The sequence below is a fragment of the Micromonospora sp. NPDC049903 genome (genome assembly GCF_044460945.1).
Lineage (GTDB): Bacteria > Actinomycetota > Actinomycetes > Mycobacteriales > Micromonosporaceae > Micromonospora.
The window spans coordinates 192,702-218,765 of the sequence record NZ_JBITKL010000002.1 but is presented as its reverse complement, the minus strand read 5'-3'; the positions used below and the strand labels follow the sequence as shown (position 1 = coordinate 218,765).

Sequence of the window (26,064 nt, the reverse complement as noted above, 5' to 3'; positions counted from 1 at the left end):
TCTCCGTCCGGCGACCGGGCCGTCTCCAGCTTCACCCTCCGGACGGGTGCTGTGTCGACGAGGAGGAGACGGCCCATGCGTGCGGTACTCAGACTGTTCCGTCCCAAGGCGGCGGTGCCGTCACCCGGCGGCGGGTGGCACCGGTCGGACTCGCGCCGGCCACTGACCGCCGGGCAGGTCCGTGACCAGCGCTTTCGTTCCGTACGCCGGGGTTGTGATCCGGCCGAGGTGCATGCCTTCCTGAGTCGTGTCGCGGCCGAGTTGGCCGTGGCGCGCCGGGATCTGGCGATGGTGGCCGAGGAGAACGTACGGATCAAGCGGGCGCTGCGGAGTTGGCAGGCGCGGTTCGCGCCGGGGGTGCGGCGGTGAGTGCGCAGCGGTTCGTGGTGCACCTGCCGGTGCGGGTCAGGGACCTGGCTGCGGCGAAGCGGTTCGCCCGGACGGTCACCCGGGCGTTGAGCTTCTTTCCGAACGTCGAGGCGGTCGGTGCGACGGTCTCCGAGGAGGACACCCAGTTCATCCGGCACTGGGTGTTCTGCGATCAACCACTCGACGGTGGTGTCCGGTGCTCGCGCCTGGCCGATCACGACGGGCCCTGCCTGCCGCCCAGGTCGTGACCCCGCCCCTGAGGAACGGCACCGCCGCGACCTGCGCCCGAAATACAGTCAATACACCTTTTAGAGGTAAATGTCACCTACCGACATCACGACTCTTTCCCGGTGATCGTTGCTCCCGGCGTCAGTTGGCTTTCACCACACGGGGATGAGATGAGCATTTCTGCACCTTCCAGACGGGGCCGGCTCCTGGGCGCGTCTGACCGCGGGCGCGCTGCTGGCCGGCGCCTTGTCGTTGATCGGTGCCGCGCCCGCTGCGGCCGACACGGTCATCAGCATCAACCCGGGGAACGTTCCGACGACGGCGGCGCACTTCACCCAGAACTGCGACCCGAACCTGGGCGGCGGGCCGTACCCGAACGAGGACGTCTGGGTTTTCAACCTGCCGGGCAGCAACCCGCCGGCTGACGCGTTCGTGTCGGTCACCGGCACCTGGAGCACGCCCAGCGGCACCGTCACCCGGACGATTCCCACCGACCCCAACAGTGCGCTGGTCAACAACCAGGGCACCAGCAAGGCGTGGATCCGGCTGCCGGCCGGCTGGACGCTGACCGGGGCGACGGCGGTGGTCACGGGTGACGAGAGGTTCTTCACCCTCACCCACACCTGCGCCGCGTCGAACCCCGAGGTGCACCCGAGCCTGGGGCTGACCAAGACCGGCAAGCCGGCCAGCGGGTTGCAGGTCGGTGACGTGGTCACCTACACGTACACGGTGACGAACCAGAGCACGGGCACCACCGACCCGATCACGGGGATCACCGTCTCCGACGACGTGGTCACGGGCATCACCTGTGTGGCGACGTCGCTGGCGCCGGGGGCGAGCACCACGTGCACGGGTACGTACACGGTCACGGAGCAGGACGTGGCCAGGGGCAAGATCATCAACACCGCCCAGGCGATCGGATTCTTCGGCGAGCAGACCGTGCCCTCCAACCAGGCGACGTTCACCGTCACCACCCGAACGCCGCAGGTCAGCCTGTCGATCGACAAGAAGGCCCGGGTCGAGTCGGACTGCCGGAACAAGTGCGAGAACGACGGCTACGCGGCCAAGGGCGACAAGATCTTCTACACGTACCGGGTGACCAACACCGGCACGGTGACGATCACCGACGTGCGGGTCGACGACCCGACCGCCGGACCGGTGGTCTGCAACAGCACCACCCTGGCGCCGGGCACCAGCACCGACTGCCACGCCGTGAACCCGTACGTGGTGACCTGGGCCGACGTCAAGAAGGGCAAGGTGGTCAACAAGGCCCGGGCGACCGGCAAGTTCGGTGAGCGGACCGTGGTCTCCGACCAGGCCGTCGTGACGATCTGCATCCGGGACGGCAAGTACGACCACCGCAAGGACGACAAGAAGCACGACTGGAACCACCGCAAGCACCTTCCGGTGACAGGCGACGACACCACCGGCACGCTCGCTCTGGGTGGCGGCCTGCTGGCCGCGGGCGGCCTCCTGGTCGGCACCTCACGGTTGCGCCGTAAGGCCGGCGTCAAGATCTGAACGGCACGGTGACAACCCTCCGGGCGCCACTGTCCGGTGCGGACGACGGGGCGGCACGGCGACGTGCCGCCCCGTCACGAATCAGCCGTTGAGCAGGTCGTACGCCGCCTTGGGCGCCTTCTGCGCATCGTCGTCGGTGAACGCCTCGATCGCCGGGGCCGTGCCGAAGTCGAAGTACTCGACCACGTACTCCGACGCCTTCTGCTCCCCGGCGGCCGGGATGGCCAGGGTGAGCGAGGTGAGGTTGCCGTCCGCGCCCACCACGGCGGTGAGTGGGATCTGCGTGACGGCGTCGCCGAGGGTGGCCACGCCCTCCAGGGCGTCCGCCAGCTCGGGCTGGGCGGACAGGTCCACCGTTCCGGTGTACGTCCCGCCCTCGCCGGCCTGGATGTCGCTGGCCGCTTGGATGATCACCTCGGCGTTGCCGGGGTCGGTGCCCTCGTAGGTGGGCAGGGCGTCCGGCCCCTCGATCTTCGTCGGGTCCAGCTCCATCCACTCGGTGGGCAGCTTCATGAGCTCTTGGATGTCCTTGTCACCCTTGAAGGTGACCTTCATCCAGGTACGCGACTCGACCATGCGGAAGGACATCTCCAGGGTGAAGTCCTTGTCCTTGGTGACCGTGTCGATGTCCATGCCCCGGTTCGCCGGGTCGACCACCCCGGACACGTCGCCCGAGGTCGTGAAGCGGAATGCCGGGTCCTCCTCGCCGGGGACGGCGTTCAGCAGTTCCTGCTTGGGGTCGGGCGGCGGCGGGGCCGCCTCCGGCGCGTCCTTGTCGTCGCAGCCGGCCACCAGGGTCGCGGCCAGCAAAGCGATCGTCGCGACCGCGAAGCGCCGAGTCGTGGCGGTGGTGCCGGTTCGCTGAGTCATCTCGTCTCTCTCTCCCCCGTGGATCGAACGGAATCGTATGCCAGACTCCCGGCCACCGTGGCCCGCCACCACGTCGCTCGGCCACCCACTCACCCCCACATCACCACCGGTCCGCCGCGCCTCTCGTGGGCCGTCGGTCACCTCACCGGGCGTCCTTTGCTCTGCTTCACCCCACGCACCGAACACGCCCGGATTCTGTTGCGCCAGTCGAAGCAGAGCAAAGGACGCCGAGGGACAACACCGGACCGCCGGCAGCAGGGCACCCTGTCGCCGAGCCCGCCGAGCCGCCCGCCGAGCGCACGCCGTGACGGGCCGATCGTCCGACGGTGCTGGTAGAAAGGCCGGATGAGCCAGGAACGGACGGCGATCCGGCAGCGGGCCGAGGCGGTGCTGCGGCGGCTGGCGGGCGAGGACGCCCGGCTCCGGGAGGACCAGTGGCGGGCGATCGAGGCGCTGGTGGTCGACCGGCGGCGGGTGCTCTGCGTGCAGCGCACCGGTTGGGGCAAGTCGGCGGTCTACTTCGTGGCCACCGCGCTGTTGCGGCAGCAGGTGGAGGGGCGGGAGCCGGCCGGGCCGACCGTGATCGTGTCGCCGCTGCTGGCGTTGATGCGCAACCAGGTCGAGTCGGCGGCCCGCGCCGGCATCCGGGCACGCACCATCAACTCGGCCAACCTCGACGAGTGGGACGAGATCACCGGCGAGATCCACGCCGGGGCGGTGGACGTGCTGCTGATCAGCCCGGAACGGCTCAACAACCCGGACTTCCGGGACGGCGTACTGCCGAGGTTGGCCGCCACCACCGGCCTGCTGGTGGTCGACGAGGCGCACTGCGTGTCGGACTGGGGGCACGACTTCCGGCCGGACTACCGCCGGCTGCGTACCTTCCTCGGCAACCTGCCCGAGCAGACGCCGGTGCTGGCCACCACCGCCACCGCCAACGAGCGGGTGACGCGGGACGTGGCCGAGCAGCTCGGCACCGAGGCGGTCACACGGGGGCAGCAGCGACCGGACGTCCTCGTGCTGCGCGGCAGCCTGGACCGGGAGTCGCTGCGGCTGGGCGTGCTCGACCTGCCGAGCCCGGCGCACCGGCTCGGCTGGCTCGCCGACCACCTGGACCGGCTGCCCGGCTCCGGCATCGTCTACACGCTGACCGTGGCGTCGGCGACCGAGACCGCCGAGTTCCTGCGCACGCGGGGCTGGACGGTGGCCGCGTACACCGGGCAGGCCGAGGACGCCGACCGTCGCGCCGCCGAGCAGGACCTCCTCGACAACAAGATCAAGGCGTTGGTCGCCACCAGCGCGCTCGGCATGGGCTTCGACAAACCGGACCTCGGCTTCGTGGTGCACCTGGGCGCACCGCCGTCGCCGATCGCCTACTACCAGCAGGTCGGGCGTGCCGGCCGCGCGGTCGAGCACGCCGAGGTGCTGCTGCTGCCCGGTGTCGAGGACCAGGCCATCTGGCGGTATTTCGCGTCGCTCGCCTTCCCGCCCGAGGACCAGGTCCGCGCGGTGCTGGCCGCCCTGCACACCGACCGGCCGCTCTCCACCCAGGCCCTGGAACCCCTGGTGGACCTGCGCCGGGCCCGGCTGGAACTGATGCTCAAGGTGCTCGACGTGGACGGCGCGGTCCGTCGGGTGCGCGGTGGTTGGCTGGCCACCGGCGAACCCTGGGTCTATGACGAGCCCCGGTTGCGCCGCGTCGCCGCCGCCCGCGCCGACGAGCAAGAGGCCATGCTCGGGTACGCCGCGACGACCGACTGCCGGATGCGATACCTGCGCGACTGCCTGGACGACGCGGAGGCGACCGACTGCGGGCGCTGTGACCGGTGCGCCGCGCCCCTGTTCACGGCCGAGGTGTCACCGGCCGCGCTGACCACCGCGCAGACGTTCCTGGGCCGCCCCGGCGTGCCGCTGCCGCCCAAGAAGCTCTGGCCGACCGGGCTGGAGGCGGTCGGCGTACCGCTGAAGGGCCGGATCGCCCCGACGGAGCAGGCGCTTGCCGGACGTGCCGTGGGCCGGCTCTCCGACCTCGGCTGGGGTGGCCGGCTGCGCGGTCTGGTCGGGCCGGGCACGCCGGACGGTCCGCTCCCGGACGACCTGGCCGCCGCCGTCATCGAGGTGCTCAAGGCGTGGGCGCACGGCGACGACCCGTGGCCCCGCCGCCCGGCGGGCGTGGTCGCGGTCGACTCGCGGACCCACCCGGTGCTGGTCGGGTCGCTGGCCGAGCGGATCTCCGCCGTCGGGCGGCTGCCGCTGCTGGGCCGGGTCGTCTCCGCCGGTCCGCCGGCCGGTCCGCGCGGCAACAGCGCTCAGCGCGTACGCACCCTGCACGGCGCGCTCACCGTGCCCGACCCGCTCGCCGACGCCCTCGGCGGGCTGGACGGCCCGGTGCTGCTCGTCGACGACCTGGTCGACTCGGGCTGGACGATGACGATGGCCGCCCGGGAACTGCGCCGCGCCGGTGCCCCCGACGTCCTGCCGTTGGCGCTCGCGGTCGCCGGCTGACACTCGGCACACGGCCGGCTGACACCTTGGCGCGCGTGCCGGGCCCGACCGTGACCGGCTGCGGGTGCGACCGGAGCCACGACCGGGCGGACCCACCGGGACGCCGGAGCACCCGGCGGTACGGTGGGCGCATGGCTGACCAGGAACCCGACGCGCCCGCGTTCGGGTCGGTGCGGGTCGCCGAGCGACCGGCGGCGGGTGGCGACCCGGACGGGGTCTCCGCGACGCCGGACCGGGCCACGCTGCGGCTGGCCCTGGTGGTCGGCGGGCTGGTGCTGGCCGTGCTGCTCGGCTTCGGGCTCGGCCGGATCAACGGCGGCGGTCCGGCGGCGGCCCTCGGCGGTACGGGGGACAGCGCGCTGGCCGACCACAGCCACGCTCCCGGTGTCGGCGCGCACTCGCACGGCGCCGACCAGGACGCCGCCGCCGAGGCCGGTGGGCTGGCGATCAGCCGGGACGGCTACACCCTGGCCCCGCTGTCCGCCGAGTTCACCGCCGGGCGGGAGAGCGAGCTGCGGTTCCGGATCGAGGACGGGCAGCGCCGCACGGTCACCCGGTTCGCGATCGTGCACGACAAGCCGATGCACGTCATCGTGGTGCGACGTGACCTGAGCGGCTACCAGCACCTGCACCCGACCATGGCGTCGGACGGCACCTGGTCGGTACCGCTCACCCTGGCGCAGCCCGGCCTGTGGCGGGCGTACGCCGACTTCACCGCGCTCGCCGACGACGGGCGGCAGACCGCCACCACGCTCGGCGTGGACCTGGTCGCCCCCGGCACCTACCAACCTCGGGACCTGCCCGCCCCGGCCACCACCAACACGGTCGACGGATGGAGCGTCGGATACCAGGGCAGCCCCGAACCCGGGCTGACGGTGCCGTTGAGCTTCCGGGTCACCGGTGCGGACGGCACCGTCCCGTCGCTGGAGCGGTACCTCGGCGCGTACGGGCACCTCGTCGCGTTGCGCGAGGGTGACCTCGGGTACCTGCACGTGCACCCCGAGACGGAGCTGGTCGACGGCACGATCCGGTTCTGGCTGACCGCACCGGGGCCGGGGCGCTACCGCCTCTATCTGGACTTCGCCACCGGCGGGGAGGTCCGTACCGCCGAGTTCACGGTGACCGTCGGCTAGCCGGCCCGGCGGATCGGTCGGCGGGCGAGGTACCGCAGCAGGTCACGGATGTGGTGCTTCTCCTCGGCCGGCACGGTCGGATCCGCCAGCCGTTGCAGGATCACCCGGACGTCGGCCTCGACCGGGCCCTCGTCGCCGCGCCGCCACGGCCCGGGGCCGGCGTCGGGCAGGCCGAGCGCGCGGAAGGCCGCCGCCACCGGCAGGTCCAGCGCGGCGCAGAAGCCGCGTACCTTCGCCAACTCGGGGTAGTCCTGCCAGTCACCGGCCAGCCAGCGGAAGACGGTGGATCGACCGACCCCGGTGTGCCCGGCCAGGTCGGTGACCGTCCAGCCGCGTTCCTCCCGGGCGTCGTCGATGGCACGGCGCACGAAGCGCGCGAACGCCATCTGCGGCGAGACCTCTGCCGAACCCATCCGGTGGGTATGCCCTCCCGACCGGCACCCGACGGTGCGTTCTTCGAGACTAGTACGCGAAGGAAGGGAAACAACTGACTGATCGACCAGACGACAGTGACGGCGCAACCGAGTCAGGTCAACGCGTCCCGGCCGGCGGCGCGAGCAGCGTCTCCAGTCGTGGTGAGACCCGCCACTGCGTCACCAGCTCGCGGTACTCCGCGCGTTGGGCCTCGGTCGGCTCGGCACCGCTCTGCCGAGCCCGGATCAGCAGGTTGCGGGGGGTGTGCGCCGAGTCGACGAACTCGACCACCTCCGCCCGGTAGCCGTGCAGCCGCAGCAGACCGGCCCGCAACGCGTCGGTGAGCACGTCCGCGAAGCGTTCCCGGAGGATCCCCTGCCGGGTCAGCAGCTCGTAGGGGGCCGGTGCCGGGCGGGTGCGGAGCTGCGCGGCGATGTCGTGGTGGCAGCAGGGCGCGGCCAGCACCCACCGGGCGCCCCAACGCACCGCGCGGGCCAGCGCCTCGTCGGTGGCCGTGTCGCAGGCGTGCAGGGCGAGCACCAGGTCCGGGGCCGGTTCGACGACCGCGTCGGCGATGGTGCCGGCCACGAAGCGCACCCGGTCGGCCCAGCCCAGCCGCTGCGCCAGCGCGGTGTTGCGGCGGCGCTGGTCGTCGCGTACGTCGACGCCGACCAGCTCGACGTCCCAACCCTGGCCGGACAGATAGCGGTACGCGGCGAAGCTGAGGTACGCGTTGCCGCAGCCCAGGTCCACCACGCGGAGCGGACCCGGCTCGTCGGGCAGCGTCGCCGCCAGCGCCCGCAGGAACGCGTCCACCTGACGACGCTTGGCCGCCGAGCCGCCGATCTCGGCGAAGATCGGGTCGCCGGGGTCGAGCAGGTACTCCTTGGCCCGGTCGTGCCCGGCCGGAGCAGTGGCCGGGCGGGTGCTGGCGCTGCGGTGCACCTGCGCCTCGCCCGACTTGGTGACCCGCAGTTGCAGCGTGGCCTCGGCGGTCTCCACGTGCCAGTTGCCGAACGGCTCGGCCAGCAGCGCCTCGACCGCCGTGTCCGCCTCCGGCCCGGGAGCCACGTTGCGGGTGTACGGCCGCTCGCCGTCGGAGGTGGAGATCTGCAACCTCGGGCCGGCCTTGAGCGCGACCGGCCGCAACTCGGCCCGGACCACGGAGGGACGCTGGCCGCGTCGGCGACCGGCGGCCACGGCCCGGGTCAGTGCGGGGTCCAGCAGCATCGAGCGGACCTCGGCGAGGGCGGAGTCCAACGGTTCGGGCATCGCTCCATCTTCCACGTCGGCCGTGGGTACGCCGCAATCGGCGGTCCCTGGCTGGTGCTGACGGCATCGCGCCGACGACCGGGTGGGTCGTCGGCGCGATGACGGTGCTTGGTCTCCCGTGGCCGCCCGGTGGGCGGCGCGGGATCAGTCGGTGCTCGCCTCGGTCGAGCTGCCGGCGGTGGCCCGGCGACGTCGGCGGCGGCGCGGGCGGGGCGTCTCCGCGCCACCCTCGGTGCCGGCCACGGCCTCGGCGGGAGTACCCGTCTCGGTCGGGTTGGTCGGGTCGACACCGGCGGCGACGACCTCACCGGCGCGGCGGCGCCGACGGCGACGCGGCGTGCGGGTGCCCTCGCCGGCCTCGCCGGACAGCTCGGCCCCGGTCTCGGCCGACTCCGGCCCGGCGTCGCCCTGCCCGCGACCGCTCTCGGCGCGGCCACGGCCTTCGCCCCGACCACGACCCTCGCCACGTCCACCGCCCTCGCCGCGACCGCGACCCTGGCGCCGTCCGGCGCCGCGCGGCTCGCTGCCCCGGCGGGAACGACCGCCGCCCAGGTCCTCCTCGACCTCGGCGGCCAACCCGGCGCGGGTCCGCTCGGCGGTCGGCAGCGTGCCGGTCACCTCGGTCGAGATGTGCAGGTCGGTGTAGAGGTGCGGGGAGGTGTGGTAGGTCTCCTGCGGGTCGGGCATGTCCAGCCCGAGCGTCTTGTCGATGATCCGCCAGCGGGGCATGTCGTCCCAGTCGACGAACGTCACCGCCACACCGGTCGCCCCGGCCCGGCCGGTCCGGCCGATCCGGTGGGTGTAGGTGTCCTGGTCCTCGGGGCAGTCGTAGTTGATGACGTGGGTCACGCCGCTGACGTCGATGCCCCGGGCCGCGACGTCGGTGGCGACCAGAGTGTCGATCTTGCCGGCGCGGAAGGCCCGCAGGGCGCGCTCGCGGGCGCCCTGGCCGAGGTCGCCGTGCACGGCCGCGACCGCGAAGCCACGGAAGTCGAGGTCCTCGGCGACCCGGTCGGCGGCCCGCTTGGTCCGCGTGAAGATCATCGTGAGGCCACGGCTCTCGGCCTGGAGGATCCGGGCGACGATCTCGATCTTGTTCATCGAGTGGGTGCGGTAGGCCAACTGCTCGGTCTGCGGGGACGGACCGGTCTCGGCGGTGTGCCCGGCGTGAATCGTGATCGGGTGACGCAGGAACCGGCGGGACAGCGTCACGATCGGGTCCGGCATGGTCGCGGAGAAGAGCATGGTCTGCCGATCCTCCGGCAGCATCGCCAGGATCCGCTCGACGTCGTCGAGGAAGCCCAGGTCGAGCATCCGGTCGGCCTCGTCAAGGACCAGCGCGCGTACGCCGTGCAGGCGCAGGTGCTTCTGCTTCGCCAGGTCGAGCAGGCGACCCGGCGTACCGACGAGGATCTCCACGCCCTTGCGCAGAGCGTCGACCTGCGGCTCGTACGCGACGCCGCCATAGATCGGGAGCACCCGGACGCCCCGGGTGCGGCCTGCGGCGGCGATGTCCTTGGCGACCTGGATGCCCAGTTCACGGGTGGGTACGACGACGAGCGCCTGCGGCACGCCGTCGCTGCCCTCGTTCGGGGCGAAGACCCGCTCCAGCAGCGGTACGCCGAAGCCGAGGGTCTTGCCGGTGCCGGTCGGGGCCTGCCCGATCAGGTCGGCGCCGCGCAGCGCGATCGGCAGCGCGTACTCCTGGATGGCGAAGGCGCGGGTGATGCCGGCCGCAGCCAGCGCGTCCACCGTCTCGGCGCGTGCGCCCAGCTCGGCGAAGGTCGGTGCCTCCGGGCGGACCGGGGCGGTCGGGGCCAGTTCCTGGCCGTCTGTGAGGTCTTGAATCGGCTCACTCATGTGGATTTGGGGGTGCCCTCTCGTGGGTGCGCCCCATCATGTCCTCAGGGCGCGTTCGGTTTTGGCGCGGGCCACACGGTCGGCGGCAGAGATGCCGGGCGGACCGGGCCGCACGCGCGCCGTGGGTCGGACTTCGACCGGGTTGGATCTGAATCCGGTCGGGATCGGCACCTACGGCAACTCGTCCATGTTACCTGAACGGGCGTGAGGCCGTCCCGATTCCAGTCCGGCAAGAGTCATCGGGAGGGCTTCTGTGTGAGCTGTATCACACGTCCGTGGTCGGCCCTGCCTGGTCGACCTGCCCGACGGCGTCCTGACGGGCGCTCCCGGGCGGGCCGGCGAGCGGTAGCCTGCGCGGATGTCCGCCCCCGTCACGCCCGAGTATGCCGTCGCCGACCTGCTCGGCCTGGTGGCCCTCGGTGAACTGCTCGCCTTCGAACGTCTGGCGGCCGATGCCCGGTTCGCCCCGGATCTGCGCCGTCGGGCCGCATTGGGCGAGATGGCCGCCGCCGAGATCGCGAACTACCGGCGGCTGGCCGACCGGCTGGAGGTGCTCGGCGTACCGGTCGAGGAGGCGATGGCGGCCTACGTCGAGCCGTTGCAGGGATACCACGACTCGACCGAGCCCCGGGACTGGGCCGAGGCGGTCACCAAGGCGTACGTGGGGGACGGGATCACCGAGGACTTCCTCCGTGAGACCGCCGAGGCGCTGCGGGAGCCGGACCGGCAACTGGTCCTGGACGTGCTGCACGAGTCGCGGTACGCGGAGTTCGCCGCCGCCGAGATCCGGCACGCCGTCGCGGCGGACCCGAAGGTCGCCGGTCGGTTGTCGATGTGGGCCCGGCGGCTGGTCGGCGAGGCGCTGTCCCAGGCGGGCCGGGTGGTCGCCGCCGACCAAGGGGCGTTGACCGCCCTGATCGTCGCGGACGGGCGGACCGACGTACCCGGATTGTTCCGGCGGCTGACCGCCGCGCACACTGCGCGGATGGCCGCCGCCGGCCTCAACAACTGATCGTCAGCGGACGGTGAAGCCCACCGCCCGAGGGGATGCCTCGGCGATCTCGACGTAAGCGACCTTGCTGACCGGCACGATGACCCGCCGGCCCTTCTCGTCGGTCAGGGAGAGCGTGCCGCCCTCGCTCCTGGCCATCGCTTCGGTCACGATCTGCTCGATCTCGGCCGGCGACTGCGCGCTCTCCAGGACCAGCTCGCGTGGTGCGTACTGCACCCCGATCTTGACCTCCACTGTGCCTCCTCCGTCGGGCGAAATGGTCGCCGTGCGAAGGCTATCCGATCACAAGGTGGGAGTTCAGGCTGACTCACCTTGCAGCGGGAAGCTGGCGATGCCCCGCCAGGACAGCGCGGCCACCAACGCCTCCGCCTCGGCCTTGGGCACCTGCCGCCCTCGGGCCAGCCAGAACTGCGCCGCCGTCTCGGCGGCGCCGACCAGGCCGGAGGCGAGCAGCTCCGCGTGTGCCCGGCTGACCCCGGTGTCCGAGATGATGGTGTCGGTGATCGCCGCGATGCAGCCCTGCTCGACCCGCTCCACGCGCTGCCGCACGGCCGGGTCGTTGCGCAGGTCCGACTCGAAGACCAGGCGGAACGCCTCGCTCTCGTGGTCGACGAAGTCGAAGTACGCCCGCACCGACGCGCTGACCCGCTCCTTGTTGTCGGCGGTGCTCGCCATCGCGTCGTGCACCTTGGCGACGATTGCGTCACAGTGCGTGTCGAGCAGGGCGAGGTACAGCTCCATCTTGCCGGGGAAGTGCTGGTACAGCACGGGCTTGGAGACCCCGGCCCGCTCGGCGATGTCGTCCATGGCGGCGGCGTGATAGCCCTGCGCGACGAACACCTCCTGAGCAGCGGCGAGTAGCTGCTTGCGGCGCGCCGAACGGGGCAGGCGGGTCGGCCTGCCGGTGGTCTGGGCGCCGTTCCCCACAGCGGTCATGGGAACCTCCGAGTCTGTAGACGGGCCGCATTTCGCCCGAACCGCTCAGGGCCGCCATGGCCCCGTGCGGAATTGGCCCGCCGCTGTAACTTATCGCCACTGTCGCCACACGGTAGCCTCAGCGGGGGCGACCAAGGAGCGCGCGGTGAGTGAAGTAGGGCAACCCGGTGCCGCCACCCCGGGAGAGCACGGCGACGGGACGGGTCAGCGGGATGACCTGGCCCGTTCCGGCAACGGGTGGGCACCGTCGGCGGCCGACTGGTCGTGGGGGGCGGAAGGTCCCCGCGACCTCGGCGCGCCTCGGCGTCGCCCCGAGTCGCCCTCCGGTTGGGCGACCGCCTCACCACGCTACGCCGACCTGCCGCCTCCCGCCGGTGACCAGCCGGAGCCGGAACGCGCGACGCGCACGAACGGACACCACGTCAACGGCGTGCACCCCGAGGACGAGTCGTCCGCCGGTCGGTACACCCCGGTCAGCGCCCCGCCCGGCCTGCGCGAGTCCGGCAGCGACGCCGGTCACGACCGGCTGGTGGTGCCCGCGCCGCGTCCCACCCCCGCCGGTGAGCAGCCGGTGACCTCGACCTCCGGCCTGCCCACCTCGGCACCGCCGGCCGTCCAGGTGCCGCCCGTCGGCACCGCCGCCTCCGGCTTCGAGATGCCGCCCGGCGTGCACGCGCCCACCGCCGAGCGGGCCGGGGACGACCCGTCCGCCGGGGGCCGGTCGCACGGCTGGGACGAGCCGTACCCGGCCGAGTCGACCGGTCCGTCCCATCCCGCCGACACCTCCGGGCCGTCCGGCGACCACGGGTACGGCGCCGACCACGCCGGCTGGCCGCCACCGGGGACCGGTCGGCGCGGCGGCTGGACGGCGGACGCCGATCCCGCCGACGACGAGCGGCCGAGCTGGGCCCGATCCGGCCCGCCGAGCGACTGGGCGCCGTCCTGGGCACGCGGTGAGGACGAGAGCGGCCGACGCGGGCGAGAGACCCCGGGGCAGAGCTGGTCCAGCGAACCGAGCCGACCGTACGAGCCGGTCCGGGCCGAGCCGACCCGTCCCTACCAGCCGGTGCCGGTCGAGCGGCCCCGGCCGTACGAGCCGACCCGGCCGGAGGCCGTCGCGCCGCGTACCCCGGCCGAACCGCCCGAGTCCACCGACCGGCCCTCGTGGGCCGCCGCGCCGACCAGTGCGCCACCGGTCGACGAGCGTCCCGTGCGGGAGCCCGGCGAACCCACCGCCGCGCCACCGCCGCGGGAGCGCCCATCCTGGGCGGCCGACGAGCGGCCGCACTGGTCGACGGCACCGGTCAGCGGTGCGCCCGCCGACGAGCGGCCCGCCTGGTCGGCCTCGCCGGTCAGCGGTGTCCCCGCCGACGAGCGCGCCTCCTGGCGAGCCCGCCCGGTCAGCGCTGCTCCGGCCGACGAGGGTCTGCCGTGGGGCGCGCGTACCGACGAGGGTCTGCCCTGGGGTGCCCGCACCGAGGAGGGGCTGCCCTGGGGGGCGCGCGTGGGTGGCCCGCCGCCCGCCGACGACCGCCTGCCCTGGGCGCTCGGCCCGGCCAGCGCGCCTCCGGCGGCCACACCGGCCGGACCACGCGAGACGACTCCACCCGAGCCGTCCACGCCGCCGGTCACCGAGGCCGCGAGCGCCTCCGGCGGCGGCCCGGCCTACCGGCCGTTCCGGCTCCGACCGGTGCCCAGCGACCCGGGGCCGACCGCTCCGCCGCCCGCCTCGCCCTGCCCGCCCGCCGCCCCGGCCCCGGCCGAGCCGGCGTCCGGCGCCCGGGCGTCCGACGTGCCCACGCACCGTGAACGCACCCCGTCCGCGCCCGCCCCGACGAGCGCTGCCCCCTACGCGGCCCGCCGATCCGCCCCCGACCTCGAAACGCCTGGCGACCGGTCGCCGGACGGCACCTCGGCGGTGTTGCCGCAGCGCGTCCCCGCCGAGCCGGACGTGCCCGTCGTGCCGGAGCCGCCAGCCGTGGACCCACCCGCCGAAACTCCGGAACTCGCCCGGATCGCCACCCATCTGCGTCGTGACGACGAACCGGCACCGCTGCGTGAGCGGCCCGAGGGCTTCGACGTCAACGCGATCCTCGACGCGGTGCGGGGCGTCGAGGGAGTCCGTGACGCGGCCCTGCGGCGGACTCCGGCCGGTGCCCACAGCCTGCGTCTGGACCTGGCCGACGGCGCCGACCCGGCCGAGGTGAGCCGGCACGTCGCCCGCCTGCTCCAGGAGCGGATGGGGCTGGCCGCCGCGCCGAGCGGAGTGCCGGGACCACCGGCCGCGCCGGTGCGCCGCCGGTCTCCCGAGACCCGCGACGGCGGCGAGTCGCGTCCGCCCGCCGAGCCCCGACGCCCGGTGGCCCGTCCGGCAGGGGTCCGGACCGAGGCCCCACCGGCCCGGACCGAGCCGGAGCCCGCCCGCCGCCGACGCCCGACGCCCGCCCCGCCGAGGGGACGGGCCGTCGTCGAGGAACCCGGCCCGACCGGCAGCCCCGCCACGCTCGGCGCCTCCTACTCGGGCGGCCAGCTCACCACGACCGAGTCCGCGCCGTCCCGGCCGCTGGACACCGGCGGGGTGCCCGGCCCCCGGGTGGTGCTCGACCACGTCCAGGTCAGCACGTTCGGTCTCGACGCGACCGTCGAGGTCCGCCTGCTCGCCGGGGACCAGAGCGCCGCCGGGTACGCCACCGGTCCGGCCGTCGACGGGTACGTGCTGCGGCTGTGCGCGGTGGCCGCCGCGGCGGCCATCGACGAGCTGTTGCGCAGCGCCGACCCCACCGCCGAGCGGGGACGCTGTTTCGTGGAGCACGCCGCCGTGGTGCCGTTCGGCAACTGCGAGGTGGCGACCGTCGTGGTGTTGCTGGTCTGCGACGGATGGGTCGAGCAGTTGGCCGGCTCCGCGCTGGTGGCCGGCGACCCCCGGCAGGCGGTGGTACGCGCCAGCCTGGCCGCGGTGAACCGGCGACTGGAGGCTCTGCTGGCTTGAGCCGTTCGGGGCAGACTGGAGTGGTGAAGCCTGCCACCCTCTGGCCCGATCGGTTGTTGCCCGCGCCCTCGATGCCGCCGCCCTGGCCGGGTCGGCAGGTACGCCTGGACGGCACGGTGACCTACGTCCGGGAGACGCCGGCCACCGGCCCGGACGCGGAGCCGGCGTTGTACGTGCACGGCCTGGGCGGGTCCTCGCAGAACTGGACGGACCTGGCCGGCCTGCTCGCCGACCGCCTCGACGGCCAGGCGATCGACCTGCCGGGGTTCGGGCGCAGCGAGCCGGGCCTGCGCTACACCGTGCCGTCCTTCGCGGACCGGGTGATCCGTTGGATCGAGTACTCCGACCGGGGCCCGGTGCACCTGTTCGGCAACTCGCTGGGCGGGGCGATCTCGGTCCGGGTGGCCGCGCTGCGGCCGGAGCTGGTGCGCACGCTGACCCTGGTGTCGCCGGCCCTGCCGTTCCTCGACTTCCGCCGGTCGTTGCAGGGCCGGATGCTGCCGCTGCTGGCGATCCCCCGCGCCGAGCGGCTGGCCGCCTGGCGGCTGGCCCAGTTCGCGCCGGAGGTGATGGCGCAGCAGACGATGGAGGCGTGCGTGGCCGACCTCAGCCGGATCTCCGAGCAGCGCCGGCAGGAGGCGGTGGAGGAGATCCGGGTGCGGTACGAGGCGACCCACTACGCCGCCGCGTACGTGCGGACGTTCCGGGGGATCGTCTCCAGCTTCCTGCGGTCGTACCTGCCGGGGTCGGGGTCGCTGTGGCGGATGGCCCGTTCGGTGCAAGCCCGCACGCTGGTGGTGGGCGGGCGGCAGGACCGGCTGGTCGACGTACGCGTGGCACCGCAGACCGCGCGGGTGATCCCGGACAGTCGGCTGCTGATGCTCGACGGCGTCGGTCACGTCGCGCAGTTGGAGGTGCCGCGTGTGGTGGCGCGGGCCGTGGTCGGGCTTCTTACCGAGTCGGTCAATGGGTCCGGGCGGTCGGACCTGGCAGGATGACGCGAATGCGCAGTCCTGGTGGTCGTCGACCGTCTCACTCCACCGGCCGACACAGCCGCTCGCCGGAGCCGGTCACGACCACCACGTCGCGGCGCGCGGTGGTGCGCCGGCTGACCGTGCTGGTGGTCGCGCTCGGGGCGGGCGCGGCGCTGGTGACCGGCGTGACCGGGCCCTCGGCCGGTTCCGCCGACGAGGTGGCGGCGGTGACGTCCCCGCCGGTGGTGCCGCCCTCGCCGTCACCCGGATACGTGTCGCCCTCGGTGTCGCCCGCACCCGTGTCGCCGTCGGCGGTCGTCCCGTCGCCCGAGCCGGTGTTGCGGGAGTCCGGGCCGGTTCCGTCGGCCGGGCCGGGCCGGTTCGACTACGACGACCGGACCGGGCCGGTGCTGGGTACGGCCGGTGACGCCCGGCGGTACCGGGTGGCGGTGGAGTCCGGTGCGGGCGTGGACGCGGGTGAGTTCGCCCTGGCGGTGCGGACGGCACTGGCCGGGCCCGGGAGCTGGGTGGACAGTGGGCGACTGCGGTTGCGGCAGGTGGAGACCGGGTCCCGGTACGACTTCACCGTCTATCTGGCCACGGCCACCACGGCGGGGCGGATGTGTGCCGCCGGTGGGGTCGACATCCGGGTCGGGGGCCGTCCCTACACCTCGTGCCGCGCACCCGGGAAGGTGATCATCAACCTGGACCGGTGGTGGCAGTCGGTGCCGCACTACGTCGAGGCCGAGGTGCCGCTCTCGGTCTATCGCGCGTACGTGATCAACCATGAGGTCGGGCACGAGTTGGGCCACCGGCACGAGCGCTGCCCGGGGCGGGGTGAACCGGCCCCGGTGATGATGCAGCAGACGCTCTTCCTCAAGGGGTGCGTGGCGAATCCCTGGCCGTACCTGGACGGGAAGCGGTACGCCGGTCCGCCACTGTAAAAGTGAACCGACCGCACGGTAATGCGCTGATATGCCCGTGTATGGTGCGACGATGGCGTCATGCCGCCTTCGCCCCTCAACGGCCGCCCCGGGCTGCCGGACGATCCGCCGGAATCCCGGCCGGAAGGGCCGCCACGGCACCGTCCGGCGGCCCGGCGGCGTCGACGTCGACTGGCCGTGACCCTCTCGGTGGTGCTGGCCCTGGCGGTCACGCTCGTGCTGCGGATCGCCCCGGCCGAGGACCGCTCGACCGGCACGGCGCCGGCCGGCCGGACGTACGACACGACGACCGCGCAACCGGGAGCCACGTACCCGATGGTGGGCGCGGGCAGCTTCGCGGCGGCCGGCGGCCAGTCCCCGGTACACGGCCTGGACGGCCCGATCGTGTACTACCGGGTGGCTGTCGAGCAGGGCACCGGCCAGGACCCGGACGCCTTCGCCGCCGAGGTCGACGCGGTGCTCGGCGATCCGCGCAGCTGGATCGGCTCGGGGAAGCTGCGGGTACGCCGGATCGACGACCCGGAGTACGCCGACTTCACCGTCTACCTGGCCACCCCGGCCACCTCCGAGGCGATGTGCGCGACCGGTGGCCTGACCACCGAGGGCTACACCTCGTGCCGGCTGCCCGGACAGGTGATCATCAACCTGGCGCGCTGGGCGGAGGCGGTACCCGACTACGGGGCGCCGCTGGCGGTGTACCGGGCCTATGTGATCAACCACGAGGTGGGCCACGAGTTCGGCGAGGGACACCAGACGTGCCCCGGCCCGGGCCGACCGGCACCGGTGATGCAGCAGCAGACGTACGGCCTGGACGGCTGCCTGGCGTACGCCTGGCCCTTCCTCGACGGCGTCCGGTACGTCGGCGACCCGGCCACCTGACCTCGGTCGTCACCCGATCCGGGTTATTCCCGCTCCCGCATGCCGGGCGACGTGTCACTGCTCATGGTCGGCGGGTGGGCCGGCGAGCAACAATGGCCCGGTTGACCGCCACATCGATCCCGGGGAGTCCACCGTGTCGTTGCCCCCGCTCGTCGAGCCTGCCGCCGAGCTGACCGTTGACGAGATCCGCCGCTACTCCCGTCACCTGATCATCCCCGACGTGGGAGTCACCGGGCAGAAGCGGCTGAAGAACGCCCGGGTGCTCTGTGTGGGCGCCGGTGGTCTCGGCTCGCCCGCGCTGATGTACCTGGCCGCCGCCGGTGTCGGCACGCTCGGCATCATCGACTTCGACACCGTCGACGAGTCCAACCTGCAGCGGCAGATTATCCACGGGGTCTCCGACATCGGCCGGTCCAAGGCCGAGTCCGCCGCGGCGAGCATCCGCGAGATCAACCCGCTGGTCAACGTCGAGATCCACAACACCGCGCTGGACCGGGACAACGTCCGGGACATCTTCGCCCAGTACGACCTGATCGTCGACGGGACGGACAACTTCGCCACCCGGTACATGGTCAACGACGCGGCGGTGCTGCTCGGAAAGCCGTACGTCTGGGGGTCGATCTACCGGTTCGACGGCCAGGCGTCGGTGTTCTGGGCCGAGCACGGCCCCTGCTACCGCTGCCTCTACCCGGAGCCCCCGCCGCCCGGCATGGTCCCCTCCTGCGCCGAGGGCGGCGTGCTCGGCGTGCTCTGCGCCTCGATCGGCTCGATCCAGGTCAACGAGGCGATCAAGCTGCTCGCCGGCATCGGTGAGCCGCTGGTCGGCCGGCTGATGGTCTACGACGCCCTGGAGATGAGCTACCGCAAGATCAAGGTTCGCAAGGACCCGAACTGCGTGCTCTGCGGCGAGAACGCCACCCTGACCGACCTGATGGAGGACTACGAGGACTTCTGCGGGGCGGTCTCCGAGGAGGCACAGGAGGCGACCGTCGACGCGACGATCACCGCCGCCGAGCTCAAGGAGTGGCAGGACGCCGGCAAGGACATCTTCCTGGTCGACGTCCGGGAGCCGGCCGAGTACGAGATCGTCCGCATCCCCGGTGCGACGCTGATCCCCAAGGGGGAGTTCCTCTCCGGCGAGGCGCTCTCCAAGCTCCCGCAGGACCGGCAGATCGTGCTGCACTGCAAGTCCGGGGTCCGCTCCGCCGAGGCGCTCGCCGCGGTGAAGGCGGCCGGTTTCCGGGACGCCGTGCACGTCCAGGGCGGCGTGCTCTCCTGGATCAAGCAGATCGATCCCTCCCTGCCCGCCTACTGACGTAAGGAAGGGTCCCCTGCTAACGCCTCAGGTATAGAAGGGGACCCCTCCTAACACCCGGTCGACGGCCGGTCACGCCACCCGGCCGACGGCCGGTCCCACCTGCCCGTTGTACCGAGGCGGGATCATGTTTCCGCCGGTAGCGTGACCGCCGTGGTCGACATCGACGCCGCGATCGGGTTCGTGGTGGCACACGGGGACACGGTCGAACGTGCCCGCCTCTCCTGGCTGCGCACCGGCACGCCGCCGCCACCGGAGACGCTGGACAGTGCCGAGGTCGGCCAGACCTCGGGCGGCGGCTGGCCCGCCTCCTGGGGCGACCCGGTCGCCTCGGTCGACGCCACCTGCTTCCGTCTCGCCGAGTTGGACGACCTCGGTGCGCTGGGTCGCCCGGCCGCCCGTCGCGCGCTCGACTGGCTCGCCGCCGGCCAGCAGCGTGACGGCTGCTGGGAGGAGGATCCGGCGCTGGCCGAGACCGCCCCCGAGTGGGCCCGGCCGGGCAGCCCGGAAGCGCGGCTCTACCTGACCGCCAACGCCGCCTTCTGGCTCACCGTGGCCGGGCTGGACGCCCGCGCCGCCGGGCCGCTGGACCACCGGGTCGGCGGCGCGTACGCGGGGGTGGTGCACGCCGCCGGGCAGGCGCTCGCCGCGCAGCTACGCCCCGACGGGAGCTGGCCGTCCTTCCTGGCCGCCGGTTGGCTGAGCGCGGCGGTCCTGCACCGGCAGCAGATGTTCTACGAGTCCGCGCGGATCAAGGCCCTGCTCGCCGAGCGGATGCCGGAGGCGTCCCCGGCCGACGCCGCCTGGCTCGCCTCGACCCTGCGTCGGGTCGAGGTCGACGAGCAGGAGTGGACCATGGTGGCGGCCCGTCGCCGGCTCACCGAGACGCAACGCAGCGACGGCGGCTGGAGCAGCGACGACGGGCACCAGTTCGACGTGCACGCCACCCTGGCGGTGATCCGCGCCTTCCGCTGATCCGGCCTGGCGCTGGCCGTCCTGGTGCCGCTGGCCGTGCCGGGCACGACCGCCGACCGCCGGCCGCCGTCAGCTCCGCAGGTGACCGTCCCCGGTGACCACGTACTTCGTGCTGGTCAGCTCCGGCAGACCCATCGGTCCACGGGCGTGCAGCTTCTGGGTGGAGATGCCGATCTCGGCGCCAAAGCCGAACTCGCCGCCGTCGGTGAACCGGGTCGACGCGTTGACCATCACGGCCGCCGAGTCCACCCGGGCCACGAACTCCCGGGCGGCCGACTGCGAGTCGGTGACGATCGCCTCGGTGTGTCCGCTGCCGTACCGCCGGATGTGCGCCACCGCCGCGTCGAGCGAGTCGACCACGGCCACCGAGATGTCGGCCGACAGGTATTCGGTGGCGAAGTCCTCGTCGGTCGCGGCGACCACCGCGTCGGAGTACGCCGCCGTCCCGGCGTCACCGTGCACCGTCACCCCGGCCTCGGCGAACGCCGCCAGCATCGGGGGCAGTACGGCGTCCGCCACCTCCCGGTGCACCAGCAGCGACTCGGCGGTGTTGCAGGTGGACAGCCGCTGCGTCTTCGCGTTCAGCGCGATCGAGACGGCCTTGACCGGGTCGGCGGCGGCGTCCACGTAGACGTGGCAGTTGCCCACCCCGGTCTCGATCACCGGCACCGTCGACTCCTCGACCACGGTCCGGATCAGCGACGCGCCGCCGCGCGGGATCAGCACGTCCACCAGCCCCCGGGCCCGCATCAGCTCCTTGACCGAGTCGCGCGAGGCGGCGTCGAGCAACTGCACCGTGTCGGCGGGCAGCCCGGCGCCGTCGATGGCGTCCCGCAGCACCGTCACCAGCGCCGCGTTCGAGTGCGCGGCGGACGAGGAACCGCGTAGCAGCGCCGCGTTGCCCGACTTGAGGCAGATGCCGGCGGCGTCCACGGTCACGTTCGGCCGGGCCTCGTAGATGATCCCGACCACGCCGAACGGCACCCGGATCTGCCGCAGCTCCAGACCGTTGGGCAGGGTGGAGCCACGGACCACCTCACCCACCGGGTCGGGCAGCCCGGCCATCTGGCGCAGCGCGTCGGCGATGCCGGCCACCCGGGACTCGTCGAGGGCGAGCCGGTCCAGCACGGCCGCGCTCAGCCCGGCCTCCCGCCCGGCCGCCAGGTCCGCCTCGTTCGCGGTGAGGATCTCCGGCGTACGCGCGACCAGCGCGTCGGCCATCGCGTGCAGCGCCGCGTCCTTGGCCGTACGCGTCGCCACGGCCAGCGCCTCCGCCGCCGTACGCGCCCGCCGGGCCTGCTCGCTCACGCTCATGACACGCTCCTTCGATGTAAGGAAGGGCCCCCTGTTAACGCCTCGTGCATAGGAAGGGCCCCCTGCAATCACTTCAAGCCAGCGGATCGTCCGCTCACAGCAACACCAGGTCGTCGCGGTGGACGACCTCCCGTTCGTACGCCGGACCGAGCGCCGCGGCAAGGTCCGAGGTGGACCGGCCGAGCAGACCGGGCAGTTCGACCGCGTCGTAGTTGACCAGTCCCCGGGCGACCGGCGCACCGGTGGTGTCGACCAGGTCGACCGGGTCACCGGCGGTGAACGCCCCGTCCACGGCGGTGATCCCGGCCGGCAACAGCGACTTGCGGCGGCCCACCACCGCGGCGACCGCGCCCGGGTCGAGGTGCAGCCGTCCCCGGGGCGCGGTGGCGTGCGCCAGCCAGAACAGCCGCGCGGCCGGGCGGCTGAGACTGGGGTGGAAGAACGTGCCGACCGGCTCACCGGCCAGCGCTGCGAGGGCCTGCGGCGCGGAGGTGAGCACCACCGGGATGCCGAATCCGGTGGCGATCCGGGCCGCCTCGACCTTGGTCACCATGCCACCGGTGCCGACTCCGGCCCGCCCGGCACCGCCGATGTCGACTCCGACCAGGTCGGACTCGTCGCGTACCTCGGCGATCCGGCGGGCGCCGGGACGCGACGGGTTGCCGGTCCAGAGCGCGTCGACGTCGGAGAGGAGCACCAGCAGGTCGGCGTCGACGAGCGCGGCCACCAGCGCGGCCAGCCGGTCGTTGTCGCCGAAACGGATCTCCTCGGTGGCCACCGTGTCGTTCTCGTTGACGATCGGCACCGCCCGCAGATCCAACAGCTTGCGTAGGGTGCGGTACGCGTTGCGGTAGTGCGCCCGTCGGGTCACGTCGTCGACGGTGAGCAGCACCTGCCCGACGGTCCGGCCGTGCCGGGCGAAGGCGGCGGCGTACCGCCCGATCAGCAGGCCCTGGCCGACGCTCGCGGCGGCCTGCTGGGTGGCCAGGTCACGTGGTCGCCGGGAGAGCCCGAGCGGGGCCAGGCCGGCGGCGATCGCGCCGGAGGAGACCAGCACGACCTCACGTCCGTCGGCCGTCCGTGACCCGAGGGCGTCGACCAACGCGTCCACCCGCCCGTCGTCCAGACCGCCCGTGGCGGTCGTCAACGAGGAGGAACCGATCTTGACAACGACCCGCCGGGCCGCCGTTACCGCGTCTCGCACCCGCCTATTCTGCGTGGTCGGCGCGGTACGGCCCGGCGGCCTTCCCATAGTCTGGCCGCTTGTGACACCAGACGAGTACGTCGAGGCGGTACTGGAACTCGTCGACCGGATACCGCCGGGCCGGGTGATGTCGTACGGCGGGGTGGCCGACGCGCTCGCCGAGCGCTCCGGGCGGGCCTCCGCCCGACTGGTCGGATCGATCATGGCTCGGCACGGTGGGGCCGTCGGTTGGCACCGCGTGGTCAACGCCACCGGCACGATGCCGCCCCGCCTCGTCGCCGAGGCGCGGTCCCGTTGGCTGAGCGAGGGTACGCCGCTGCGCGCGGGCCGGGTCGACATGCGCGCGGCGCAGTGGCAGCCCGGAGAGGGGATGTGACCCGCGCCATAACGTGAGTAACATTCGGCGCCATGAACGCGTCGCCGGGTGGGGCAGGGGCGGCCGGGTTGCCGCGCAAGGTGCACGCCGGGTACGCGCTCGGTTCGCTGGCCACGGGAGCCTTCGGCACCGTGCCGGGGCTGCTGCTGTTGCCGTACCTCACCGACACGCTCGGCGTGGCCGCCGGGGTGGCGGCCCTGCTGGTGCTGCTGCCGAAGGCGTGGGACGTGCTGGTCAACCCGGTGGCCGGGCGCATCTCCGACCGGACCCGGTCGCGATGGGGTGCCCGCCGGCCGTACCTGCTCGTCGGCGGGTTGGCGCTGGCCGTGCTGTTCGGGTCGATCTTCGCCGCGCCGTTCGGCGCCGGACCGGCCGCCGGTGCGTACGTGGCCATCGCCTTCCTGGCCACGGCCACCGCGTTCGCCTTCTTCCAGGTGCCGTACGTGGCGATGCCGGCCGAGCTGACCGACGACTACGCCGAACGTACCCGGATGATGACCTGGCGGATCGCGGTGCTGGCGCTGGCCATCCTGGTCGCCGGTGCGGTGGCCCCGCTGGTGCGCGACGCGGCCGGTGGCGGCGTGCCGGGGCACCGCTGGATGGGTGTGTTCGTGGCCGCGCTGATCGCGGTGGGCGCCGTCGGCGCGTTCCTCGGCACCCGGTCGGCTCCGCAGGGCTCGGTCGGGGAGAGCGAGCCGAGTCTGCGGGCCCAGCTCGCCGTCGCCGGTCGCAACCGGCCGTTCCGGGCGTTGCTGCTCTGCTTCGTGGTGCAGTCCGCCGGGGTGGCCACGATCCTCGCCGGGGTGCAGTACTTCGCCGACCAGATTCTGCGCGACCCGACGACCGGTCCGACGCTGCTCTTCCTCTGCTTCGTCGGGCCGGCGCTGGTGGTGATGCCGCTGTGGTCGCGGGTGGGCGCCCGGCTGGGCAAGCTGGCCGCGCTGGTGGCCGCCTCGCTGATCCTGGCCACCGGTGGACTGGCGCTGGTCGCCTCCCCGGTGCTGCCCGCCGTCGTGGTCTATCTGCTGGTGGCGGTGCTCGGCGTCGGGTACGCCGGTCAGCAGGTGTTCGCGCTGGCCATGCTCCCGGACTGCATCGCGTACGACACGGCGCGCACCGGCCGGCGGCAGGCGGGCGTCTTCACCGGCCTCTGGACGGCCGGCGAGACCTTCGGCCTGGCGCTCGGCCCGGGCGTCTTCGGTCTGGTGCTCGCGCTCACCGGTTACGTCTCCTCCACCACCGGCACCGCCGCCGTCCAGTCCGACACCGCCCGACTGGGTGTCCTGCTCGGCTTCACCATCCTCCCGGCCCTGCTGATCGGCCTGGCCACCCTGCTGCTCCGCCCCTACGACCTGACCCCCACCCTCCTAGCCACCCTCCACCCCTCCCACGTCCCCGACGCCCCCGAGGTCCCCCGCGACTCCGGCGCCGATCATGGAGTTGTGGTGGGGACGAATGCCGTCGAGAACCACGGAAAGGGCACCACTACTCCATGATCGACGAGAGCGGGTCGGCGCTGCCGGCGAACGGCGTACCGGCGGAACAGGTATTGGCGGAGATCCGCAGCCTGCGGGAGGCCGACCGGCCGACGCACGGCGGGCGGCTGTTCGCGTACGTGTACGACCCCGCCGTCGCCGGACTGGACGAGTTGACCGCCGCCGCGTACGCCGAGAGCGCGCACGTCAACGGGCTCGACCCGACTGCCTTCCCCTCGCTGCTGGCGATGGAGAACGCGCTGGTCGGCGCGGCGGCACGGGTGCTCGGCGGCGGGCCCGGCACGAGCGCGCCGGAGGTGGTCGGCAGCGTCACCAGCGGCGGCACCGAGTCGCTGATCCTGGCCGTCAAGGCGGCCCGTGACGCCCGGCCCGAGATCACCGCTGCCCGGATCGTGGTGCCGTCCAGCGCCCACGCCGCCTTCGCCAAGGCCGCCCACTACCTGCGGGTGGCGCTCGACACCGTCCCCGTCGACCCGGCCACGCTCCGGCCCTCGGTCGCCGACGTGGCCGCCGCGATCGGGCCGGAGACCGTGCTGGTGGTCTGCTCCGCCCCCTCGTACGCGCACGGCGTGGTGGACCCGGTGGCCGAGATCGCCGAGACGGCGGCCGCCGCCGGGGTGCGCTGCCACGTGGACGCCTGCTTCGGCGGCTGGACCCTGCCGTACCTGCGTCGTCTCGGCGTCGACGTGCCCGCGTTCGACTTCGCCGTCGCCGGGGTCACCTCGATCTCGGTGGACCTGCACAAGTACGCGTACGCGCCGAAGGGCGTCTCGGTGCTGCTGCACCGCGATGCCGGGCTGCGCGCGCCGCAGTACTTCGCGTACGCCGACTGGCCCGGGTACACGATGGTCAACCCGGTGATCTCCTCCACCCGGTCGGGCGGCCCGATCGCCGCCGCGTACGCCACCCTGCGGCACCTCGGCGACGACGGCTACCTGGAGTTGGCCCGCCGGACCCGGGACGCGGTCCGGGTCCTGGCCGACGCGGTACGCGGCGTCGACGGGCTCAGGCTGGTCGCCGAGCCGGAGTCGACCGTCGTCTGCCTCACCTCGACCGACCCGGCGCTCGACCTGTTCGTCCTGGTCGACGAGTTGACCGCGCGTGGTTGGCACACCCAGCCGCAGCTCGCGTACGCCGGACTGCCGCGCAGCGTGCACCTGACGGTGACCGCGGCGGTGGCACCCCGGGTGGCGGAGTTCGGACCGGCCCTGGCCGAGGCGGCGGTCGCCGCCCGAGCCGCCGGCCCGGTGGTGCTGCCACCGGAGTTGCTGGCGCTCGCCGGCAGCCTCACCCCGCAGGCGCTCACCCCGGAGTTGGTCGCCGGGCTGGCCGAGGGGCTCGGCCTGGCCGGGCGGGCCGGCCCGCCGGACCGGATGGCGGTGGTGAACACTCTGCTCGACGCCGCCCCGGTGCGGCTGCGGGAGCGGCTGCTCGTGGAGTTCGTCGGGCTGCTGCAACGCCCGACCTGGTAGGCCGGG

The 26,064-nt window shown here is 73.4% G+C and carries 22 protein-coding genes and 1 pseudogene; 15 read left to right on the top strand and 8 right to left on the bottom strand.

Features of this window, described 5'->3' with window-relative positions; genetic code table 11:
- Window positions 1-75: 75 nt before the first annotated feature.
- The 3 genes from ACIBO1_RS05795 (at window position 76) to ACIBO1_RS05785 (ending at window position 2,118) form a co-directional block, all read left to right on the top strand.
- Window positions 76-369, top strand: a complete 294-nt coding sequence (locus ACIBO1_RS05795) for a DivIVA domain-containing protein (protein ID WP_396741803.1) — start codon at window positions 76-78, stop codon at window positions 367-369.
- Window positions 366-617: a hypothetical protein gene (locus ACIBO1_RS05790; RefSeq protein ID WP_396741801.1), complete on the top strand. Its 252-nt coding sequence runs from the start codon at window positions 366-368 to the stop codon at window positions 615-617. Before ACIBO1_RS05795 ends, ACIBO1_RS05790 begins: the two co-directional genes overlap by 4 nt.
- A 226-nt stretch (window positions 618-843) precedes the next feature.
- On the top strand, window positions 844-2,118 hold the full coding sequence (locus ACIBO1_RS05785; protein WP_396741799.1) for an LPXTG cell wall anchor domain-containing protein: 1,275 nt from the start codon (window positions 844-846) through the stop codon (window positions 2,116-2,118).
- Window positions 2,119-2,199: 81 nt separating this feature from the next.
- Here ACIBO1_RS05785 and ACIBO1_RS05780 read toward each other — a convergent pair whose 3' ends face one another.
- Window positions 2,200-2,988: a hypothetical protein gene (locus tag ACIBO1_RS05780; RefSeq protein WP_396741797.1), complete on the bottom strand. Its 789-nt coding sequence runs from the start codon at window positions 2,986-2,988 to the stop codon at window positions 2,200-2,202.
- 345 nt (window positions 2,989-3,333) lie between these two features.
- Between ACIBO1_RS05780 and ACIBO1_RS05775 the strand changes: the two genes are divergently transcribed.
- Window positions 3,334-5,493 (top strand): DEAD/DEAH box helicase, encoded by a 2,160-nt coding sequence (locus ACIBO1_RS05775; RefSeq protein ID WP_396741795.1) that lies wholly within the window; start codon window positions 3,334-3,336, stop codon window positions 5,491-5,493.
- Window positions 5,494-5,624: 131 nt separating this feature from the next.
- Window positions 5,625-6,626 (top strand): hypothetical protein, encoded by a 1,002-nt coding sequence (locus ACIBO1_RS05770; RefSeq protein ID WP_396741793.1) that lies wholly within the window; start codon window positions 5,625-5,627, stop codon window positions 6,624-6,626.
- Here the strand turns inward: ACIBO1_RS05770 and ACIBO1_RS05765 are convergent.
- From ACIBO1_RS05765 to ACIBO1_RS05755, 3 genes are all read right to left on the bottom strand, one after another.
- Window positions 6,623-7,039 carry a helix-turn-helix domain-containing protein gene (locus ACIBO1_RS05765; RefSeq protein WP_350692964.1) on the bottom strand — a complete coding sequence of 139 codons (417 nt, stop codon included), beginning with the start codon at window positions 7,037-7,039 and terminating at the stop codon, window positions 6,623-6,625. The genes ACIBO1_RS05770 and ACIBO1_RS05765 overlap by 4 nt on opposite strands.
- Before the next feature lie 118 nt (window positions 7,040-7,157).
- Entirely contained in the window at window positions 7,158-8,312 is a 1,155-nt protein-coding gene (locus ACIBO1_RS05760) for a class I SAM-dependent methyltransferase (RefSeq protein ID WP_396741791.1), read from the bottom strand.
- Window positions 8,313-8,456: 144 nt separating this feature from the next.
- Entirely contained in the window at window positions 8,457-10,172 is a 1,716-nt protein-coding gene (locus ACIBO1_RS05755; protein ID WP_396741789.1) for a DEAD/DEAH box helicase, read from the bottom strand.
- 358 nt (window positions 10,173-10,530) lie between these two features.
- On the opposite strand from ACIBO1_RS05755, the gene ACIBO1_RS05750 reads away from it, so the two are divergent.
- The gene (locus tag ACIBO1_RS05750) at window positions 10,531-11,184 is read left to right on the top strand and encodes a ferritin-like fold-containing protein (protein WP_396741787.1); all 654 of its coding nucleotides are present in this window, start codon (window positions 10,531-10,533) and stop codon (window positions 11,182-11,184) included.
- Between the two features lie 3 nt (window positions 11,185-11,187).
- On the opposite strand, the gene ACIBO1_RS05745 is transcribed toward ACIBO1_RS05750, so the two are convergent.
- Together ACIBO1_RS05745 and ACIBO1_RS05740 are read right to left on the bottom strand one after the other, a co-directional pair.
- A complete protein-coding gene (locus tag ACIBO1_RS05745; RefSeq protein ID WP_350692957.1) occupies window positions 11,188-11,418 on the bottom strand; it encodes a DUF3107 domain-containing protein in 231 nt (76 codons plus the stop codon).
- Between the two features lie 63 nt (window positions 11,419-11,481).
- Entirely contained in the window at window positions 11,482-12,120 is a 639-nt protein-coding gene (locus tag ACIBO1_RS05740) for a TetR/AcrR family transcriptional regulator (protein WP_350692955.1), read from the bottom strand.
- 1,066 nt (window positions 12,121-13,186) lie between these two features.
- On the opposite strand from ACIBO1_RS05740, the gene ACIBO1_RS05735 reads away from it, so the two are divergent.
- From ACIBO1_RS05735 to ACIBO1_RS05710, 6 genes and pseudogenes are all read left to right on the top strand, one after another.
- On the top strand, window positions 13,187-15,109 hold the full coding sequence (locus ACIBO1_RS05735; RefSeq protein ID WP_396742449.1) for a hypothetical protein: 1,923 nt from the start codon (window positions 13,187-13,189) through the stop codon (window positions 15,107-15,109).
- Between the two features lie 23 nt (window positions 15,110-15,132).
- Window positions 15,133-16,107, top strand: coding sequence for an alpha/beta fold hydrolase (locus tag ACIBO1_RS05730; protein WP_396741784.1), 975 nt, complete (start codon window positions 15,133-15,135; stop codon window positions 16,105-16,107).
- 5 nt (window positions 16,108-16,112) lie between these two features.
- On the top strand, window positions 16,113-17,027 hold the full coding sequence (locus tag ACIBO1_RS05725) for a DUF3152 domain-containing protein (RefSeq protein WP_396741782.1): 915 nt from the start codon (window positions 16,113-16,115) through the stop codon (window positions 17,025-17,027).
- 60 nt (window positions 17,028-17,087) lie between these two features.
- The gene (locus tag ACIBO1_RS05720) at window positions 17,088-17,906 is read left to right on the top strand and encodes a DUF3152 domain-containing protein (protein ID WP_396741780.1); all 819 of its coding nucleotides are present in this window, start codon (window positions 17,088-17,090) and stop codon (window positions 17,904-17,906) included.
- A 63-nt stretch (window positions 17,907-17,969) separates the two neighbouring features.
- Window positions 17,970-19,221: pseudogene (gene moeZ / locus ACIBO1_RS05715) on the top strand (adenylyltransferase/sulfurtransferase MoeZ).
- Window positions 19,222-19,323: 102 nt separating this feature from the next.
- The gene (locus tag ACIBO1_RS05710; RefSeq protein ID WP_396742447.1) at window positions 19,324-20,196 is read left to right on the top strand and encodes a prenyltransferase/squalene oxidase repeat-containing protein; all 873 of its coding nucleotides are present in this window, start codon (window positions 19,324-19,326) and stop codon (window positions 20,194-20,196) included.
- 69 nt (window positions 20,197-20,265) lie between these two features.
- Here ACIBO1_RS05710 and ACIBO1_RS05705 read toward each other — a convergent pair whose 3' ends face one another.
- Together ACIBO1_RS05705 and proB are read right to left on the bottom strand one after the other, a co-directional pair.
- Window positions 20,266-21,510 (bottom strand): glutamate-5-semialdehyde dehydrogenase, encoded by a 1,245-nt coding sequence (locus ACIBO1_RS05705; protein WP_396741778.1) that lies wholly within the window; start codon window positions 21,508-21,510, stop codon window positions 20,266-20,268.
- 94 nt (window positions 21,511-21,604) lie between these two features.
- Window positions 21,605-22,762, bottom strand: coding sequence for a glutamate 5-kinase (gene proB / locus ACIBO1_RS05700; RefSeq protein WP_396741775.1), 1,158 nt, complete (start codon window positions 22,760-22,762; stop codon window positions 21,605-21,607).
- A gap of 13 nt (window positions 22,763-22,775) precedes the next feature.
- Here proB and ACIBO1_RS05695 point away from each other — a divergent pair, with 13 nt between their 5' ends.
- The 3 genes from ACIBO1_RS05695 to ACIBO1_RS05685 are packed head-to-tail and all read left to right on the top strand — an operon-like array spanning window position 22,776 to window position 26,058.
- On the top strand, window positions 22,776-23,090 hold the full coding sequence (locus ACIBO1_RS05695; protein WP_396741773.1) for an MGMT family protein: 315 nt from the start codon (window positions 22,776-22,778) through the stop codon (window positions 23,088-23,090).
- 32 nt (window positions 23,091-23,122) lie between these two features.
- The gene (locus tag ACIBO1_RS05690; RefSeq protein WP_396741771.1) at window positions 23,123-24,586 is read left to right on the top strand and encodes an MFS transporter; all 1,464 of its coding nucleotides are present in this window, start codon (window positions 23,123-23,125) and stop codon (window positions 24,584-24,586) included.
- Window positions 24,583-26,058 carry a pyridoxal phosphate-dependent decarboxylase family protein gene (locus ACIBO1_RS05685; RefSeq protein ID WP_396741769.1) on the top strand — a complete coding sequence of 492 codons (1,476 nt, stop codon included), beginning with the start codon at window positions 24,583-24,585 and terminating at the stop codon, window positions 26,056-26,058. Before ACIBO1_RS05690 ends, ACIBO1_RS05685 begins: the two co-directional genes overlap by 4 nt.
- The last annotated feature ends 6 nt before the right edge of the window (window positions 26,059-26,064 follow it).